This window comes from Trueperella pecoris, from assembly GCF_014926385.1.
Lineage (GTDB): Bacteria > Actinomycetota > Actinomycetes > Actinomycetales > Actinomycetaceae > Trueperella > Trueperella pecoris.
Map to the genome: position 1 here is coordinate 2,238,716 of NZ_CP053291.1, position 18,399 is coordinate 2,257,114.

The following is an 18,399-nucleotide window of genomic DNA, read 5'->3' on the forward strand; positions in this document are numbered from 1 at the left end:
ACGATGCTAGGTGCCGGGTTTGTCGGCCTAACCCTGGGTGGTGCTCGGGATGGTGCCCGGGGCGGTCTAGCCGCGCGGGCCTGGTGCGCCGACCGGCCCACCAGGCCCACCAGGCCCGCCAGGCGACCACGCCCTTCAGCACGCCCGGGCGCCCGACCTACAGGCTAAAACCGAGCAACATCGGGCCAAATGCCATCGTCCACACCGTAATGAGAACTACGCCAATGATGTTCAGCCACACGCCGGCCTTGACCATCTGCGAGATCGTGATGTAACCCGAACCGTAGGCGATAGCGTTCGGCGGGGTTGCCACCGGGAGCATGAATGCGCAGGTCGCGGCTAGGGCGACCGGGATGACGAGCAGCTGCACGTCCACACCCATACCGAGCGCCACAGCGCCAATGATCGGCAGGAAGGCGGCAGCGGTGGCGGTGTTGGAGGTCATTTCGGTCAGGAAGATGACGATTGCCGTCACGCCGATAATGATCACCACGATCGGCCAGCCGGCCATCGACCCGGCAACCTCGCCAATCCAGGCCGACAGGCCTGACTTCCCAAATGCGGCCGACAGTGCCAGGCCGCCGCCGAAGAGCAGGAGCACGTCCCACGGAATGTGCTTGGCCGTGTCCCAGTCGAGGATGGCCACGCCCTCGGAGGGCTTAGCGGGCGTAATAAAGAGGACCATGGCGAGGACCATGGCAATGGTCGAGTCGGACACCGGGCCGTTGGGCCAGAAGGTCGGGATGATGATCCACGACGCCGCGGCGAGCACAAAGATGATTGCCACGATCTTCTCCTGAGCGGACATCGGGCCCATGTCACGAAGCTCGCGGTGGATGAGCTCCTTGCCGCCCGGCAGCTCGTCGACCTCCGGCTTGTACAGGCGGATCAGGAACTGCCACGCGATGAGCAGGAAGAGCCAGGCCATTGGCGTCGCGAAAACCATCCACATGCCGAACGACAGGGTGATGTCATGGTTTTCCTGCAGGTAGCCGCGCAGGAGGGCGTTCGGCGGGGTGCCGATGAGGGTGGAGAGCGAGGCGATTGACGCCGAATAGGCGATACCCAACATGAGGGCCGTGCCGAAGTTGGACAGCTTCGGGCCGTCGGCGTCGGCGTCGACGTGGCCGATTGTCGTCAGAACGGAGATGCCGATCGGGAGCATCATGACCGCCGTCGCGGTATTGGAAACCCACATCGAGAGGAAGCCGGTGGCAACCATGAAACCCAGCACGAGGCGGGAGGGCTTGGTGCCAATCGCCTTGACGATGGTCAGGGCGAGGCGACGGTGGAAGTTCCAGCGCTGCATCGCCAGGGCGAGGAAGAAGCCGCCCATGAAAAGGAAGATCGTGGAGGAGGCGTATGCCGCTCCCGCGTCCTTGAAGCTCATGATGCCAAAGATGGGGAAGAGCGTGACGGGCACGAGCGCGGTGGCGGCCAGCGGAATCGCTTCGGTCATCCACCATGCGCCCATCATGACGGCGATGCCGGCGGTGATGGCGATGGCGTTGCCGTCGGTCTTCATGTCCTTCGCAGCGAATTGCTCAAGCAGTGCCGGCGAAAGGTCCTTGGGGAAAATCAGGTAGACAATCAAGCCCGCCACGACGCCGAGGCCCAGCCCGCCAAGGTGGCGTAGCCAGGGGCGCCCCTGGGGCATGATGGTTTCGTCGGCGTGGTCCTGCGAGCCGGCCGAGATCGGGGAGTCGTGCAGGAGTTCTGGGGTACTCATCGGACTTCCTCTCTAAATGCTGAGTGTGACTGTGTGCTGTGTGCTGGCATCGGTGCCAGTGGCGCGTGCCGCCGCGGCGTTACGTGCCGGGTAGCGAAGCGTGCCGTGTGGTCTTGCGAGCTGTTGCGCCACGCTGGCGAACCGTCCCGGGGTGCATCTCGACGCCGCTCCGATGCTTTGATGTCGAGATGTTTATAAATTGTTACATAAAATCTCGGGTCGTGGGAGGCTTTTGCCAAATTCTGGAATATTTACAGCGCGAAAGCGTTGAAATTGCGCGCTTGTCTGACAATTGGCACGGCGCCGTAGCGGGGCGAAAAAACGCCTGGACGGCGTCGTGAAAAATACGATACGCACCGGTGGAATCGGTTGCCCGCCACTTGCGGCGTCGCGGGCGATAGAATGCAGGCGACGAAATCCCGACTGTCAGGGGGTGCCGCCGTGGCTAACGCTCGCACGCCACTCGACCCCTGCGCGTTCATCGATCGCTTCCCGCCCGCCCTCAAAGCCGACGCCCACGCGCTCTACCGCTTATTGGCCTCCGTCACGGGGCACGACGCCGTCATGTGGGGTCCGTCGGTGGTGGGCTTTGGCGAAAAAGGGCCTCCGGCCAGGGGTGTGCTTGGTGAATCTGGGGGCTCCCTGTGCGACGTCGGTGGCGCGGGCGGCGGGTGCGGCTCGGGCGATGAGCCGGATGCTGCGGGCGGCGGGCCGGACGGATTCGAGATCGGTTTCGCTCGCCGGGGCTCAACGTTAATTCTCGTGCTGCGCCGCTACAACGACTACTACGCCCATATTCTCGAGCGGCTCGGAAGTGTGCCGTATGGCCGCAACGCCATCGCGCTTCCGCCATTTTCCGAGCTAGATCGGGAGGTGCTTCGCGAGCTGATCGAGACCGCCTGGAAGGATCACACCCGGGCGGACAGCGAAAGCCCGAGTGTCGCCGGCGGCAGCACGCCGGCCAACGCCAGCCCGCCGGCCGACACCCGCCCGCCGGCCAACGCCAGCCCGCCGGCCCCGACCGCGCTGTATTAACCTGCAAAAACGTGTGCGAAATGTCCGCAATTTAGTGCGGTCGCGGCCACCTTAGTACAGCGCGGGTAGAGGGCATCCCGACCGCCGGCCACCTTAGTACAGCGCGGGCATAGGGCGACCCGACCGCCGGCCACCTTAGTAGAGAGCGGACGAGAGTAGACCTGGCTGTCCTCCAAATGAAACTAGGGTCTACTCGCCGGAGTGGGGGGTGGTGCATCTTCGGCGCCACGGCGCTGAAAACCCCGCCAGTTCAATGAACCAGCGGGGTCTAGTGCGGAGATGGCGGGATTTGAACCCGCGAGCCACGTTTCCACGGCTACTCCCTTAGCAGGGGAGCGCTTTCGACCACTCAGCCACATCTCCAGGCTCCACTAGACTAGCCGATCTTCTCGGTGTGACGCCAATTGGAGCATGCCGTCTGCCCGATTCTGCATCCGCACGGCGTCTCGCCCGACCCGCCCGATACACATCGGGTCGCGGCGCCAGAATCGGTCACGGTTTTCGTATCGTTTCTCTTCACGACGCCGTCGGCGACAGCCTGCCGCATCGGCGTCGGCCCAGATGGTGGGGTTGGCTTGTCGGCGTCGTGCGCCTGGGGTGGTCGCAACGATGGTGGAAGTTGCTGGCCGCCGCGGGTTTGCTGGCCGCCGCGGGTTTTCTGGCCGCCTGGATTTCAGGCAATCGTGGGCAAACCCTTTACACCGTGCGGGTGTGTAGGTTACCGTAAAGCTAGCTAAAACGGTTTAGCTGAGAAAACTTTTCAACGTCGAAAGGTTCAAAGCGTGAATATTCACCACTTCCGCGAGAACACCCCCTTACCTGAGCGCCGGCGGAGCGCTAACACCTTTAGAAAACTCAACAGTGTTATTGCAACCATGGCATTAGCGCTCGCAGGCCTGGGAGGTGCAGCTTCGGTTGCGCACGCAGAGCCCACCACGCCCGACGCCGAAGCGTCCACGCACGCACCCGTCGTCAACCCCAAGGGGAAGCACTTCCAGGTCTACTACCGCGCATGGCGTGACGTCACCATGCATGGGGTCAACACCACGCTGCCGGACAAGAACTGGATCACGATGGATGACGTGCCCTACGGCGTCGACGTCGTAAACGTCTTTAGTTACGTGCCGCCGGGGCAGGAGGCCAAAGCAAAGCCGTTCTACGATAAGCTCAAGGCCGAGTACGCACCCCGCCTGCACGAACGCGGAATCAGGCTGGTGCGCGGTGTTGACTACAACCGCGTGATGGTCGACGGCTTCCGTGCCTTCATGACGTCGAAGGGTAGTAGTGCGGAGGAGGCCACCGACGCCGACTACACAGCATACGCGGATAAGATCATCGAAGAGTACGTGACTTCTGTGGGGCTCGACGGCCTGGATATCGACATGGAGACTTACCCGAGTGCGGCGGATGTCGCTATCTCGGACCGCGTCATCGTAGCGCTGTCGAAGAAGCTCGGCCCGGGCTCGGATCGCCCGAACGAGACGCGCCTCATCTACGATACGAACAACACCAACCTCCGGCCCGTTGAGAACGTGGCTCACCTCTTCAATTACATCGCCTACCAGCAGTACGGACGCGGTACGACGACGACGAAAACGGTCGACAGCTCATTCAAGGAGATGAAGAACAATCCTGGCGTGCTCCCCGGTCTGACGTTCCCAGAAGAGCTGGATCATAACCGCTGGTACGATACGGCCTCTGACTATGAAAAGTCGCACTTCGCCGCCGTCGCCCGCTATGTCCGCGATAACGACATGGGAGGAATGTTCGTCTATGCCCTCGACCGCGACGGACGCAACTACGGTGCAGACATCGACGCTATCAAGCCCTCGACCATGATTTGGACGAAGACTGCGATCGCCGAGACGCAGTCGATGACCATAGACACTGCTCGTGCGGCAGCCCACCACTACCTTGACCGTATGGCGCCGACGAAGCCAGTCGATCAATCGATCCGGAAAGCCATCGACTCCGCGAAGAATCTCTTCGACGTCAACAAGGCGCTCCTCGGCGACGACTGGGGTAAGGGCTACTCAAACACCTATGATCCGACGCTGGAGGCCGGCCTGATGAAGATTGACATCAAGCCGCTGCTCGGCCAGATCGAGAAGGCGACGAAGGCGCTTGAGGATAACGGCGTCGCGCAGGACAAGGTCGGCCCCCTGAAGGAGGCGCTCGACGCCGCTAAGAAGGGCATGGCCGGAAAACTCTACACTGCCGACGAAGTCAAGGATTGGCAGACGAAGCTGACCGCCGCGCTGGGCACCTCCGCCGATTCGGATGAGCTCGCGAAGGCCAAGGTCGAAGCCGAGAAGTACAAGAAGCAGGCAGAAGCCGCCCAGGCTGAACTCGACAAGGTCAAGGCTGAAGCCGAGAAGTACAAGGCCGAGGCTGCCAAGGCCAAGGAAGCAACCCAGAAGGCAGAAGCTGAACGCGACGCTTACAAGACGCGGCTAGCGGAAGCCCAGAAGGCTCTCGAGACGGCCAAGCAAGAGGCGCAAGCCGCCGAGGCGTCCGCGAAGGAAGCCCTCGCGAAGGCGCAGGCCGGAACCGAGGAAGCCAAGCAGGAAGCCAAGCGCGCCCAGGAAGCCGCCGACCAAGCCCAGGCAAAGCTTGCCAAGGCCGAAAAGGACCTGACTGCCGCGAAGACTGCCGCCGAAGCTGCACAACGCGAGGCTGACAAGGTCAAGGCCAACGCCGAAGACGTCCTGGCCAAGGCTCAGGCAGCGAAGGAAGAGGCCAAGGCGGCAGCTGAAAAGGCAGCCGCGGACGAGGCCGCAGCCGAGAAGGCTCTTGCTGAGGCCGACAAGCTGGCCAAGCAGGCCGCCGCCGACCGCGAAGCCGCTGAGAAGGCGCGCGAGGAGGCGAATAAGCCGGCGCCGACGCCGGGAACGACCCCGGGAACGACGCCGGGAACGACGTCGGGCTCTTTCAACGGTGGCACTTCCTCGAACTCTGACCAAGTCGAGGGCGTGAAGGTTGTGTATCCTAATGCTCCGGTCTTCCCGGACGCCGCGGATCCGGCGTCGTGCACGGTGAAGCCGTTCGTCACGATCGTTCCGATGAAGGGCGTGTCCTACGCGGTGACGGTAGACGGCAAGGAGCTGACGTCGGTTGCGGGTAACCCGTCGAAGTTCGAGTACCCCTACGGTAAGACCGTGGTCGTCAAGGCGAAGGCGCTGGAAGGCTACCAGCTGGCGGCGGACGCCAAGACTGAATGGTCGTGGACCGCTCCGACGCTCGAAGAGCTCAAGTGCCCCGCCCCGGCCGACAAGCCGACCGTGGACGATGATACTCAGAAGCTCGACGCCGCCCTGAAGGCACTGATTGAGCGTGCGTTCAAGGATCTCCAGTTGGGCGTGACCGGCGACGAGCTCCAGAACGCGAGCAAGGACGTCACTGCTAACACCGGAAAGGCTGTTCCTGCTCAGAAGCCGCTGGCTCACACCGGTGCTACGGTTGTTGGTCTGTCGATCGCAGCGCTGGTTCTGCTCCTTGCGGGTGGTGCCATTGCGGTCATCCGCCGCCGCCAGAGCTAAGAGCACGAGGGCCACGCCTCCGCTGAAGCGGTAGGGTGAGCGCTCGCAGTTGGGGGCCGACATGTGTCGGCCCCCAACGTGCGTCTTGAGCGTGCGCGGGTGGGGGCGCCTTCCGTCGGCGCTGGCCGATCCAGCGGGGCACCTTCCCGCACCATTAACCTGATCCGCGCTGTATTAATCTGCGCCAGATTAATACAGCGCGGGTCAGGTTAGTGCGGTTTCGGCGGAGGTGGCCATGCCGCGCGCGGCACGAGACAGCGCGGCACGACAGCGCGGCCGAGGCAAGGCGACTGCGGCGCGCAGGTTAGTACAGCGCAGGCGGCTGTGGCATGCGGCCGGGAGCGAAGCTGGTGTGGCGTCTACCGAAAAGTCCTCTTGCTTCACGCGAAGCAAGAGGACAAATGCGGAGGGTGGGGGATTCGAACCCCCGATACGGGATCACCGTATAACGGTTTTCAAGACCGTCTCATTCGGCCGCTCTGACAACCCTCCTCAGGCTCAAAAGAGCCACTGTGCCATTGTGGCATGCTCGCCCGGCCGGTGCAAAAACTGAGGGGCGCCGTCTCGACGGCTGGGCACGCCCATCGCGGAAAGGTTGGCTGCCCTAGCCCGCCGGCTATCGCGGTCCCCGCTACCCGCCACCGCAGCCTGCCCGAGACTACAGCATGGCTTCGAGCGCGACGGCCAAACCGTCGTCGTTAACGTGCGGCACCATTGTGTCAGCAAACTCGCGCACATAATCGCGGGAATTACCCATCACAATGCCAACGTCAGCCCAAGCTAACATCTCGCAGTCGTTTCCGGAATCGCCCACGGTCACTGACCGCGAAGCCCCCACAATTTCCTTAACCTCCTGCAAGCCAACAGCCTTCGAAATTCCATGCGGGGCAAGATCCATCCATGCTGACCAACCAACCGTGTACTCAACACCGCGCAAACCGATCTCCTCGATAGCCTCCAACAACTGCGTCGCTGTCATGTGCGGAGCACGAATCGTCACACGCGTGGTATCCGGGGTAACCAACTCACTACTGGGGACAAGCACAGAATTACCCATAAGCTCGCCAGTCGGGAAGGGGCCCGAAAGCCGCGTAGCCGAGCACATGGACTCGACCGCAATCGTCACATCCGGCAAAGCCTCCATCACACGCTCGATCTCACGAGTTGGATCAAAAGTCCGCGCCCGCACCAGCCGAACCGGCGCGTCAATGATGTCGGGTGAGATCGGCGTCGTGGGTACGAGGCCCTGATCCTCACCGAAAGCCGCAATAATCGCCCCATTGGAGCACACGGCATACGCAGAGGTAATACCGACGGCGTCGAGGGCCAATTGCGTCCCGGGAATACCGCGACCGGTGGCGATAATGACATGCGTCCCCGCAGCCACATGAGCCAAAATCGCTTCCCGAACCCGTGGGGAAAGGGACGTGTCATGCCGCAGAATCGTTCCGTCAACATCCAGCCCGATCAAAAGGTCGGGCCCGGCCATGACGCCGTCGAGGGCATCGCTCAGTGTGCGCATATGCTCCTACTTGACAATGAACTCACGTCCGCCCAAGTAGGGGCGAAGAGCCTTCGGAATATACAACGAGCCGTCAGCCTGCTGGTGATTCTCAAGCATCGCCACAAGCCAACGTGTAGTCGCTAGCGTGCCGTTAATCGTAGCCACCGCCTGCATGCCACCTTCGCCCCGTTCACGGGTCTTCAGGCGTCGAGCCTGGAAAGTGGTGCAGTTCGACGTAGAAGTTACCTCCATGAAGCGATTCTGGGTGGGCAGCCATGCTTCACAGTCGAACTTGCGGGCGGCCGAAGAGCCGAGGTCACCCGCGGCAGTATCAATGACGCGGTAAGGCAATTCAACCTTCGCCAGCATCTCCTCTTCCCACGCCAAGAAACGGGCATGCTCGGCTTCGGCGTCTTCCGCCTTACAGAAGGAGAACATCTCCACCTTGTTGAACTGGTGGACGCGGATGATGCCGCGCGTATCCTTGCCGTGCGAGCCGGCCTCGCGGCGGTAACACGTGGACCAACCCGCGTAACGCTTCGGGCCCTCGGTCAGGTCAAGAATCTCGTTTTCGTGGTAGCCGGCCAAGGCCACCTCGGAGGTGCCGGTCAGGTAAAGATCGTCCGCGGGCAGGTAATAGATTTCGTCCGCATGGGCGCCAAGGAAGCCAGTACCACCCATGACCTCGGGCTTGACGAGCGTCGGCGTCGTCATCAGCTGGAAACCGTTCGCCTCGGCTTGGTCTGCCGCCATCGTCAACAGTGCAAGTTCGAGGCGGGCACCTATGCCTTTGAGGTAGTAGAAGCGGGCGCCGGAAACTTTCGCGCCACGTTCCATGTCGATCGCGTCGAGGCCCTCAGCGACGTCGAGGTGATCTTTCGGCTCCACGCCCTCGCCCGCAAAATCACGAATCTTGCCGACCTCACGCAGAACGACGTAATCATCCTCCCCGCCCTCCGGCACGCCAGCAATGACCAAGTTTTGTAGCTTCATCATTGCGGCCTGGAAAGCTGCCGCGGCCTCATCTGCCTTGGCCTCCAGCATCTTGACTTCTTCGGACATCGCCTTTGCGCGCGCCAAAATCGTGGGGCGCTCTTCAGGGCTGGCCTTGCCCACCGTGCGTGAGAGATCCTTCTGCTCCGCACGCAGATCTTCGAACGCCTGCAGGGACGATCGGCGAGCCTCGTCGGCCTCAAGTACGACGTCAACATCGCTCTCCGCGGCGCCGCGGGCGCGTTGGGAGGCTTTCACTAGCTCTGGGTTCTCGCGAATGGTGCGGATATCAATCATGGCTCAAGGATATGCCTTGCTTTGCGAGCGTAGCAATTGCGTCCGGCTTTTCGATGCCGGCGTCGCACTTCTTCACTCGTGACGCACTTCTTCACTCGTGACGCACTAAAAAGCGGCTTTAAGGTGCGTCGTTGGCGGGCAGGTGCGTCGTTGGCGGGGAGGTACGCCACGGGAGGTGCGCCACGGGAGGCAGCCACGGGAGGCAGCCACAGGGGCGGCCCAAGACGATAGAATAAAGGCATGGATTGGGGAATCGTCATTGGCCTGGTCGGCGTCGCGACCGCCGTTCTCGCGCTTTGGAGCACGGCTCGTGTTAACTCGCGGGTGGACCGCCTCAGTCGGCTCATTGACGAAAATGTGGCTAACATTTCCGAGATTCGCGCTCTCATTGCGGAGCAACGTGATGACCTTGACGAACATGGGGAAGCACTCGCCGAAATTGCGGGTGGGGTTGAGGAACCGTCAGGCCCACCGGTGGTCATCTACAATCCCACCAAGAAGGCCGATTTCGATTACCTCAAGATGCTCCTCGCGCGCGTTGCTGCCGACGTCGGCCTGGCCACACCCAAGTGGATCGAAACCACTGCCGACGACCCCGGCTTTGGGCAGGCTCGCCATGCCCTCGACATGGGCGCTTCGGTGGTGATCGCCGCTGGCGGTGATGGCACGGTGCGCAACATTGCGCAAGTTCTTGCGGGTACGGGCACTCCGCTCGGCCTGTTGCCTGTAGGGACGGGCAACCTCCTTGCCCGTAATCTTTCGCTGCCGTTTAACTCGCCGCGCCGTATGGCAACCATTGCTCTTACTGGTCGCGATAGCACGATTGATGTTGGTTGGTTAGAGATTCCCGACGACGACGCGGCCGGTCACATCCAGCCTGCTGGCCAGGCTCGGTCTGCTGGCCGCGCCCAGCCTGCGGCGCAGTTACCTGCCGATGTTGAACCCGCAAAGCCTGGGAGGTATGCCTTCTTGGTTGTGTCGGGTCTTGGTTTTGATGCGGACATCATGGCTGCGGCTGATGAAGAGTCGGCGTTGAAGTCAAAGATTGGCTGGCTTGTGTATGTTAAGGCGGCGTTGCCACACTTGCTGTCAGCAAAAATGAGAGCTCGAATCACGACGGGCCGCGGGGGTGCGCCTGTGGAGGTTGAGGCCCGTTCGGTCATGTTGCTCAATTGTGGCGAGCTTGTGGGAGGTCTTGTGCTCGACCCGCACGCAAAGCCCGACGACGGCTGGCTCGAGCTCGCAGTTCTCGATACTCGCCGGGGTCTGATCGGGTGGGGTGATGTTGCCCGGCAGGTGGGCCTGAATGGTTTGGGCTTAAAAGCGGTGAGCATTCCGGGCATTGAGGCGTCGGGAGATATTGATGTTCACCGTATCAGCTCAGCAACGATCGTTGCTCAGACGCCACAGCTTGTGCAGGTTGATGGCGACGTTATCGGCCTGTCTACCACCATTTCAGGATTTATCGAAGAAGGCGCGTTGCGGGTGCGCACGGCTTAGGCGGCAAGAGGCACATGGCCCGCCGGTCACTGAAACCTAGGCAAGCCCCGCCGGAAGAAACCGCCGGCCCCTATTTTCTAGTGCGAGCGCTCCACCAGGGAGTCCACCCAGGCGCGGGCGCCGAGGAAATCGTCGTCGGAAGTGCCAGGACGCGGGTGGATGCGGCGCCCGGCGGCGGACGGGTAACTGCCAAGGAAAGTGACCTTGGGGCAGACGCGATGCAGGCCAATGAGGACGGACTGGATACGCTCGTCCATGAGGTGACCCTCGGCGTCGATGGAAAAAGCGTAACGGCCGAGCGAATCGCCAATTGGCCGCGACTCGATGCGCGAGAGGTTGACCCCGTGTGCCTTGAACTGCTCGAGCATGTTGAGCAGAGCCCCCGCCTCGTCTGAGGGCAGTTGCACCATCAGCGTGGTCTTGTCAGAGCCCGTCCGTGGCGGTAGCTGACCAGCCCGTCCGATAAGGACGAAGCGCGTCACCGCGTCAGGATTGTCCGCAACACCCTCGCGCAGGGCCTCTAATCCGTACTGGTCGGCGGCCAGGGCCGAGACGAGTGTGGCCTGATATCCGGGTTCGCCGTCTGAGGCGAGCCCTGCGGCCCCCGCGGCTGTCGACGTGGCTGGTAGGTGGACGACGTCGGGCAGGTGGACACCCAACCAGTTTCGGCACTGTGTCCATGCTGCTTGGTGGGTGCAGATGTGAGTGATGTCCTCCAACGTCGTTCCGGGGCGCACAGCCAGGGTGAATGCAATATCCACCAAGACCTCGCCGTAAATGAGTAGGTCGGAGTCTGCGGCGAGCGTGTCGAGGGTTGCGTTGATGCCGCCCTCCACTGAATTCTCGATCGGCACCACCGCGAAATCGGCCTGCCCCGCTCGCACCATCTTGATTGCTCGCGGAGAATCTAGCGCCGGAATATGAATGGAGTCCTCCTCCGAGCAAATCCGATTCAGCGCCTGCTGTGTGAAGGTGCCGCGCGGGCCAAGGAAGGAATATCGCATCATGCTCGTAGTTTACCTATGTCACGCTAGGCTAATCTTCATGGCTAACAGCATGAGACTTGGGCGTATGGGCGCCGCCATCGTCGCGGCCAGCATCGTCGCGCTTCTCGCATCGGTGCTCGTCCCCTTCCTGCGTCCGGCCGCCACCCCGCTGAAGGCAGCGCAGGGCCCGGTCGTCGTCGTGGGAATGACGGGCGTGCCGTGGGAAGCCGTCGGCCCGCGTACCCCCACGCTGGCTACGCTGGCCTCAAATGCCGTCCTTGCCAACGTCTCCGTGCGCACCTTTGACCTGACCACCTGCTCGTTCGCCGGCTGGGTCACGCTCAACACCGGCGTTCGCACGCGCGGGGTGGCCCAGGCTAGGCAATCATGCACCGAGGCCGCCGATCTCCTCGCCGGCGGCGTCGAAGCACACCGCGACCGCCTCGCCGTGTGGGATCATATCTTGGCCAACAACGAGGGTAACCTCTTCAGGCCTGAGTTCGGAGCTCTCGGGGCCACCATCACCCGGGCCGGCAAGTCCGTGGCGGCCGTCGGCGGGGGAGGCGCTGTCGCGATCGCCAACGCCGACGGCGTGCCCTACGGCAAGACCGTGCTCGTCCCCTCCCGCGACGGCGTAAACCAGTCCATCGCCGAGGCCTATGGGAAGGTGAAGGGGGCCGACGTCGTCGTCGTCGATCTCGGCACCGCCCACCGCGACTCGACGCCCAGCTCCGCGCTCGAGGCCGCGTTCGTGCCGCCGGGGAAGGTCTCGGCTCGTACCCGCTCCGCCGCCGAGCGCATCGACGCCCAGCTCGGCGCGCTTGTGGAAGAACTCGAGCCTGGGACCACGCTGATCGTCACATCGCTTGGCGACGCCGACAGGCAGACCGCTCGCCTTCAGATCTTCATGGAGACCGTCATTGGGCAGAAAACTATGGGCGGGACGACGACGGGCGGGCGACTCCTCACCTCCGCCTCCACGCGCCAACCCGGCCTCATCCAAAACGTCGACGTTCACGCCGCCATCCTCGACGCGCTCGCGATCCCCACGCCTCCGAGCGCCGCCGGCGCAACGCTGAGCGTTTACGACCAGAGAGCCACCCCCGCCGACCTGGCCGAAGTCAACGCCCGCGCCATCATGACCCGCGCGATGGTGGGCCTGTTTTACACGCTCTTCGTGGCCGGCGCGGGGGTCATCTACATCGGCATGACGATCACCATACGCGGCGGACGCTTCGGCATCCACCACGCCTTCTCCCTCCTCGTCTCGGCCGCGATGCCTGCAGCTTCGCTCCTCATCAACCTTCTACCCTGGTGGAACGCCGGGCGTTTCAGCGCCGTGACCTTCACTCTCGGCATCCTCGCCATCGCCACGGCCATCGCCGGGGCCGCCATGTGGCTTGCCCACACCGCACCCATGAAGCCCCTGACGGATCCGGAACACGGCGGCTTCCCCGCCGTCGCGCACGCCGCCGTGCTCGTCGCCCTCATGACGGCCCTGACCCTCGGCATCGACGCCCTCCTCGGCTCGCCCCTCCACGCCAGCTCCGTGCTCGGCGACCAGCCTCAATCCGGCGGCCGCTTCTACGGTATGTCCAACGCCCCCTTCGCCATCTGGGCCATCTCCATGCTCTTCCTGGCGCTCATCGCCGCCCGCCACCTGGCGGGTCACCGGCGGGCGCGCCTCGGCGTCGTCGTCACCCTCGGACTGGTGGCCATCGTCATCGACGGCGCACCCAACATCGGCGCCGACTTCGGCGGGCCGCCCCCACTCCTCATCGGCTTTGGCATCCTGACCTTCTGGGCCGCCGGCGTCCGGCTCACGCCACTGCGCGCCGGCGTCACGGCCATCGGCGCGATCGCGCTCGCGATCCTCATCTCCTGGCTGGACTGGCTTCGCGACACCCCCACCCACCTCGGGGCATTCTTCCAGTCCCTCATCGACGGCCAAGCCCTCTCCGTCATCGCGCGCAAAGCCCACCAACTGGGTACGCAGGTGCCCTGGCCTGCGTGGCTCGTTGCGGGCGCCGTGCTCGTGGCGGGTTTCTACTACCTGCGCCGCACCGGCCTCCATCCGCTCCACGACCGTGGGGATTTTCCCGAACTGAGCGTCGGCGCGCTTGCCGCCTTCGCCACGCTCATGGTGGGCATGCTCATCAACGACTCCGGGCTGGTCATCCCCCTCATCGGCGGCATCTACATGGCCGGCCTGTGGGGTATCGCCGGCCTCGACGGCAACGAAAACGAGCGCTACGGGCGCAAACTCTTCGAGGCCCACGCGTAGCGCTCACGCCTGGGGCCAGCGCCCTTCAGGCGCACGTTGCACGACGCCGTCGTTAACGCTTCCGAGCGCGAAACGGCATGCCCGGGGCAGGAACGCTCCCGCGCGCACGAGCCGGAACCCGCACACGCCGCATGCGCCGCGCAGTCACCGCCCGCATGACGTCCGCGAGCTGGCTCGCACGATGGAGCTGACCCGCAAAATCGTTGCCGGACGGGCGATGATAAAGCTTGCAGGCGATCTCCTGAACGGTGAAACCCTTCGCCAGCAGGTCAATCGTCATGCCCACTTCCACGCCCCAACCCGAAGCCAGCGGCGACGCGGCGTCTAGGGCCTCGCGGCTCAGACAACGCTGACCCGATAGCGGCTGCTGCGGCTCCCAACCCGTCAGACGCTTAATCCAACGCTTGGCATAGCCGGTCACCATGCCATGACCCCCCGCACCCGCCTGCGGCGGCAGGTAGGCGATGGTCATATCGACGTCACCTGCGAGAACAGGGGCAATGAGCGGTGCACATTCAATGGCGGAATCGCCGAGATCGGCGTCGAGAAAAAGAAGCGTCCGTGGCGTGGCATCCTCCGCGTCCCGCATCGCCACCACCGAGGCCCCCGTCTCGAGCGCGGACGCCTTTCCGCGATTAACCGAGTGGCGCACCACCGTGGCCCCGGCAGAGCGGGCCACCTCACGCGTGTTGTCCTCCGACCCGTCATCGACCACGACGATGAGGTCAACCTTCGGGATGGCTCGCGCGGCGCGGATAGTCGCGCCGATGCGTTCTGCCTCGTCCTTGGCTGGAATAACGACTGCTACACGTTCGCCTTTCACATGCCGATTGTAACCGTTACGGGTAAAGAATGTGCAAAGAAAAGTGGCGTCGGTAGTCGGCAGACCACCGACGCCACGGCGTGCGGTTGGCATCGGCCATGCCCGGCAGGGAACCGGCCAGCCGTGCGTCGTTAGCGGAGCGTCACCTGGCGTGAAATGATGCCCGAGCGCGTGCGGCGCTCCTCGGCGCTCAGCGGCTCGGTGGAGGCGATCGCGGCCTCGAGCTTCGCCTCGAACTCGGTGAGGGGCTTGGCCAGTTCGTCGGCCTCTGCACCCTCGACCAGCTCAAACACCGGGATCAGCAGGCCCATGGCGCGGAATGCGCCGACGAAGCGGGCGTCGTCGAAGGTCAGCTCGCGCTTGTGGTGAAGGCGGGCGAGGCCGTCAAGAACCTTTTCCTCCTCCTCGGGGCGAACCCAGCGGAGGAACTCGCGCTGCATGCGGCACCAGTAGGCGCCCTCGACGCCCTCGACCTGGGCGGTCGGAACCATCTGGTCCGAGGTCTGCTGGAGAGCCATCTGGACGTTCGGATCCTTGGCCTCATCCTCGTCCACCCAGTAATCGTAGGAGTCGTGGATCGTCAGCTCGCCGGTCTTGGAGGTGTCGATGACGTCCTGAAGGCGCGGGCCGGGCTCGGGCAGGTCGGCCTGAAGCAGGGACTGGCCGGGCTCAAGCTCGAGGGCCTTGAGGAGGCGGTCGGCGATGTCGAGCGAGACATCGCCTGACGACATCACCGTCTGCACCGCCACGAGCACCTCACCGTTCTTGCGGCGCAGGGCCGCGCCCATACCCGGCAGGATCGTCACGAGCGTTACTTCGCGCGAACCATGCTCGGCGGTGGTGGTCACGGGCAGGGTGGCCGACGGGATGATCTCACGCATAGCGACGAGCTCCGCCTCGAACGGCAGGCCCTCAAACGGGCGATCGACGAACTGAACGCGTGCCTTCTTCGGCTTGGCTTCCTTATTACGGCGGCTGGACTTGCCCATGTGAACTCCATCAGTTGTGGCGCCCACGGATCGCGCGGCGCCGGCTATCAATTCCTGTCAAAGCGTAGCAAACAAGCGTCCGCCGGCGGGCACTGCGACGCTGGCGTCGCACCTGTTCGCCCGCGTCGCACCTCTGCGCCCGTGACGCACCTCTGCGCCCGTGACGCACTTAAAACCAGGGGCTGAGGTGCGTCATTGACGGCAAGGTGCGTCATGAAGGAAGAGGTGCGTCGTTGCTGGGGGAAAGGCGCCCGACGCCGTCCAGCGTGGCAGCCACCATCGGCCTAGTACCGCGTGTCCGTGCTCGTCATGTCGAGCGCCCATGAGATTGAGCGCTCGGTGTAGAACTCCCGCGCCGACGCCTGCGACAGCGCCAGGTCGTGCCGCCCGCCAGGGACGGTCAGCATATCCACGTTGCGGCCGAGCCGGGGCGCGAGGCGCACCATGTCATCTACATTGAGCACGACGTCCGTCTGCGCCAGCTCCGCCGCACTCGGCTTGCGGAAACTGCCCGACGCACTCGAATGAGCTACGAGCACCGGCACTTCCAAGTCGAGGCCTGCCGCTAGTTCAGCCTGCCCGCGGCGAACGGCCCGGAAGAATCCGGCCAGCACGGGCACGTTGTCCACCGGCTTGTGTGCGGTATCGAAATGGAATTCGCCCCCAAAGTCCGCGTGCAGACTCCGAGCATAGTGCGGCTTCAGCGACGCGATCGGCAGCGTCGGCAGCCGCCCACCCACGCGATCCACCAACGTGGTGAGCTGGTGCTTTTCCAGCTCGGAGCCGTTGTGATCGAACCAGGGAGAATTAAGAATAATCGCGTCGACGGCGTCGGGATTCCGGGCTACAAACAAAGGCACCTGCAGACCGCCGGTGGAGTGGCCGATGAGCACGACGCTGCGTGCACCCCACGAGCGCAAGACGGCGACGGCGCGGCCGATCTCCTCGTCGCGAATGTGCAGGTCGCGGATGTCGTCGCGGTGTCGGCCCAGGAGGGCGCGCCCCGCTCGGCGCATATCCAGCCCGACGAGTGCCACGCCGGCCTGCCGCCACGCCCGCGCGTGCTCGACGTGGAAGAACGAATCCACGAATCCCGGGATCCACAGCGCGGCCATCCCGCTTTTGGCCACGACCTGCGCCGCGTCCGCCTCGTGGACCAGCGCTGCATATTCGGTCTGGTGGCGGGGCGCCCCGCCGTCGTCGTCGCGGAGGTAGATGCGCGAGGCCCGCCAGTTTTCGCCGAGGTAGTCCGGGTAGGGGGCGCCGAGCCAGCTTGGTGCGGGTAGGTGCTGATCGCCGACGCCGTCGGGTCCCGGCCCGCCAGCTGAGCCCGGCCCGCCAGCGCGCATCGGATCCATGCTTAGTCGATGACTCCGTAGAGGCGGTCGCCGGCGTCGCCGAGACCGGGCACAATGTAGCCCTTTTCGTTCAGACGCTCGTCAACGGCCGCGACCACCACGCGCACATTCGCGCGCTCGCCGAGGTGCTCTTCGAGGGTTGCGAGGCCCTCGGGGGCGGCGAGGATGCAGATGGCGGTGACGTCGCGGGCGCCGCGCTCGATCATGTAGTCGATCGAGGCGATGAGCGTGTGGCCGGTGGCGAGCATCGGGTCGAGGACGAAGCACTGGCGGCCCGTGAGGTCCTCGGGGAGGCGGTTGGCGTAGGTGACGGCTTCGAGAGTTTCCTCGTCACGCTTGAGGCCGAGGAAGCCGACCTCCGCCGTCGGCATCAGCTTCATCATGCCTTCGAGCATGCCCAGGCCCGCGCGCAGGATCGGCACGACGATCGGCGGCGGGGTAGCAATTGCCTTGCCCGTCATGGGGGAGACCGGGGTGACGATCTGCTTGTCGACCACCGCCACGTCGCGCGTGGATTCGTACGACAGCAGCATGATCAGCTCTTCAACGAGCTGCCGGAAGACGGTGCTCGGCGTCTTCTTGTCGCGTAGCACGGTGAGTTTGTGGGAGACGAGAGGGTGATCAATGACCTGAAGTTTCATACTCATAATCTATCGCGTTTGGGCGCGCCCCGTCCCGCCCGGCAATACGATAGTGGGGTGATGAATGACGCCACGTGGATCGATCGCCTTTTTTCTCTTGCCGACGACGCCGGTGCAGCCGGTGACGTACCCGTCGCGGCCTTCGTCGTGGACGAGTCTGGGAAGGTCATTGGTCGAGGCGTCAATACACGCGAGGTCGACCACGATCCCGCCGGTCACGCCGAGATTAACGCACTGCGGGAGGCGGGGCGTTCGCGTGGGTCGTGGAACTTGGCGGGTTGCATCCTGTATGTGACGCTGGAGCCGTGCACGATGTGTGCCGGCGCGATTGTTAATGCGCGTATTTCGCGGGTGGTTTTCGGGGCGTGGGACGAGAAGGCGGGCGCCGCCGGTTCCCTGCGCGATGTCTTGCGTGACGCTCGGCTTAATCATGTGGTCGAAGTGTGTGGCGGCGTGCATGAGGAGCGCGCGGCGCGGCAGCTGAGTGAGTGGTTCGAGGCTCGCCGTTGATGGAGAAGTGCGCCGCTGGTGTGCCGGCGGTGTGCCGCTGGTCTTCCGACCCCTCTTCCCGCTGGTCTTCCGACCCGTCTTCCCGCGGGCCCGCCCGACGGCGTCGCACCTCTCCGCTCGTGACGCACCTTAAACCCCGGTTTGAAGTGCGTCGTTGATGGAGAAGTGCGCCGCATGCGGAGAAGTGCGCCGGGGATGGAGGGTTCGTGTG

At 64.0% G+C, this 18,399-nt stretch carries 13 protein-coding genes and 2 tRNA genes; 5 read left to right on the top strand and 10 right to left on the bottom strand.

What is annotated here, in order from left to right; translation table 11 throughout:
- Positions 1–157 precede the first annotated feature (157 nt).
- Positions 158–1,729, bottom strand: coding sequence for an SLC13 family permease (locus tag HLG82_RS10200; RefSeq protein ID WP_193326714.1), 1,572 nt, complete (start codon positions 1,727–1,729; stop codon positions 158–160).
- Positions 1,730–2,170: 441 nt separating this feature from the next.
- Here HLG82_RS10200 and HLG82_RS10205 point away from each other — a divergent pair, with 441 nt between their 5' ends.
- Positions 2,171–2,764: a hypothetical protein gene (locus tag HLG82_RS10205; RefSeq protein ID WP_193326715.1), complete on the top strand. Its 594-nt coding sequence runs from the start codon at positions 2,171–2,173 to the stop codon at positions 2,762–2,764.
- Between the two features lie 274 nt (positions 2,765–3,038).
- Here the strand turns inward: HLG82_RS10205 and HLG82_RS10210 are convergent.
- Positions 3,039–3,127, bottom strand: a tRNA-Ser gene (locus HLG82_RS10210).
- Between the two features lie 512 nt (positions 3,128–3,639).
- Here HLG82_RS10210 and HLG82_RS10215 point away from each other — a divergent pair.
- Positions 3,640–6,303 carry an EndoS/ChiA family endoglycosidase gene (locus tag HLG82_RS10215; RefSeq protein WP_193326716.1) on the top strand — a complete coding sequence of 888 codons (2,664 nt, stop codon included), beginning with the start codon at positions 3,640–3,642 and terminating at the stop codon, positions 6,301–6,303.
- A 404-nt stretch (positions 6,304–6,707) separates the two neighbouring features.
- Here HLG82_RS10215 and HLG82_RS10220 read toward each other — a convergent pair.
- The 3 genes from HLG82_RS10220 to serS all read right to left on the bottom strand — a co-directional run bounded on the left by HLG82_RS10220 (position 6,708) and on the right by serS (position 9,097).
- A tRNA-Ser gene (locus HLG82_RS10220) sits at positions 6,708–6,795 on the bottom strand.
- A 166-nt stretch (positions 6,796–6,961) separates the two neighbouring features.
- Positions 6,962–7,825, bottom strand: a complete 864-nt coding sequence (locus tag HLG82_RS10225) for an HAD family hydrolase (RefSeq protein ID WP_193326717.1) — start codon at positions 7,823–7,825, stop codon at positions 6,962–6,964.
- Between the two features lie 6 nt (positions 7,826–7,831).
- Positions 7,832–9,097, bottom strand: coding sequence for a serine--tRNA ligase (gene serS, locus HLG82_RS10230; RefSeq protein ID WP_193326718.1), 1,266 nt, complete (start codon positions 9,095–9,097; stop codon positions 7,832–7,834).
- Positions 9,098–9,337: 240 nt separating this feature from the next.
- Here serS and HLG82_RS10235 point away from each other — a divergent pair, with 240 nt between their 5' ends.
- On the top strand, positions 9,338–10,597 hold the full coding sequence (locus tag HLG82_RS10235) for a diacylglycerol/lipid kinase family protein (RefSeq protein ID WP_193326719.1): 1,260 nt from the start codon (positions 9,338–9,340) through the stop codon (positions 10,595–10,597).
- A 77-nt stretch (positions 10,598–10,674) separates the two neighbouring features.
- Here HLG82_RS10235 and pheA read toward each other — a convergent pair whose 3' ends face one another.
- The gene (gene pheA / locus HLG82_RS10240; RefSeq protein WP_216858943.1) at positions 10,675–11,604 is read right to left on the bottom strand and encodes a prephenate dehydratase; all 930 of its coding nucleotides are present in this window, start codon (positions 11,602–11,604) and stop codon (positions 10,675–10,677) included.
- 37 nt (positions 11,605–11,641) lie between these two features.
- Here pheA and HLG82_RS10245 point away from each other — a divergent pair, with 37 nt between their 5' ends.
- Positions 11,642–13,867, top strand: a complete 2,226-nt coding sequence (locus HLG82_RS10245) for a hypothetical protein (protein ID WP_193326720.1) — start codon at positions 11,642–11,644, stop codon at positions 13,865–13,867.
- Between the two features lie 52 nt (positions 13,868–13,919).
- Here HLG82_RS10245 and HLG82_RS10250 read toward each other — a convergent pair whose 3' ends face one another.
- The 4 genes from HLG82_RS10250 to upp form a co-directional block, all read right to left on the bottom strand.
- The gene (locus HLG82_RS10250) at positions 13,920–14,690 is read right to left on the bottom strand and encodes a glycosyltransferase family 2 protein (RefSeq protein WP_255313897.1); all 771 of its coding nucleotides are present in this window, start codon (positions 14,688–14,690) and stop codon (positions 13,920–13,922) included.
- 131 nt (positions 14,691–14,821) lie between these two features.
- Positions 14,822–15,679, bottom strand: coding sequence for a DUF5926 family protein (locus tag HLG82_RS10255; RefSeq protein ID WP_193326722.1), 858 nt, complete (start codon positions 15,677–15,679; stop codon positions 14,822–14,824).
- Positions 15,680–15,963: 284 nt separating this feature from the next.
- Positions 15,964–17,037, bottom strand: coding sequence for an alpha/beta hydrolase (locus tag HLG82_RS10260; protein ID WP_255313898.1), 1,074 nt, complete (start codon positions 17,035–17,037; stop codon positions 15,964–15,966).
- 2 nt (positions 17,038–17,039) lie between these two features.
- Positions 17,040–17,678, bottom strand: a complete 639-nt coding sequence (gene upp, locus HLG82_RS10265) for a uracil phosphoribosyltransferase (protein WP_193326723.1) — start codon at positions 17,676–17,678, stop codon at positions 17,040–17,042.
- A 60-nt stretch (positions 17,679–17,738) separates the two neighbouring features.
- On the opposite strand from upp, the gene tadA reads away from it, so the two are divergent.
- Positions 17,739–18,188 carry a tRNA adenosine(34) deaminase TadA gene (gene tadA, locus HLG82_RS10270; protein WP_193326724.1) on the top strand — a complete coding sequence of 150 codons (450 nt, stop codon included), beginning with the start codon at positions 17,739–17,741 and terminating at the stop codon, positions 18,186–18,188.
- Positions 18,189–18,399 lie beyond the last annotated feature (211 nt).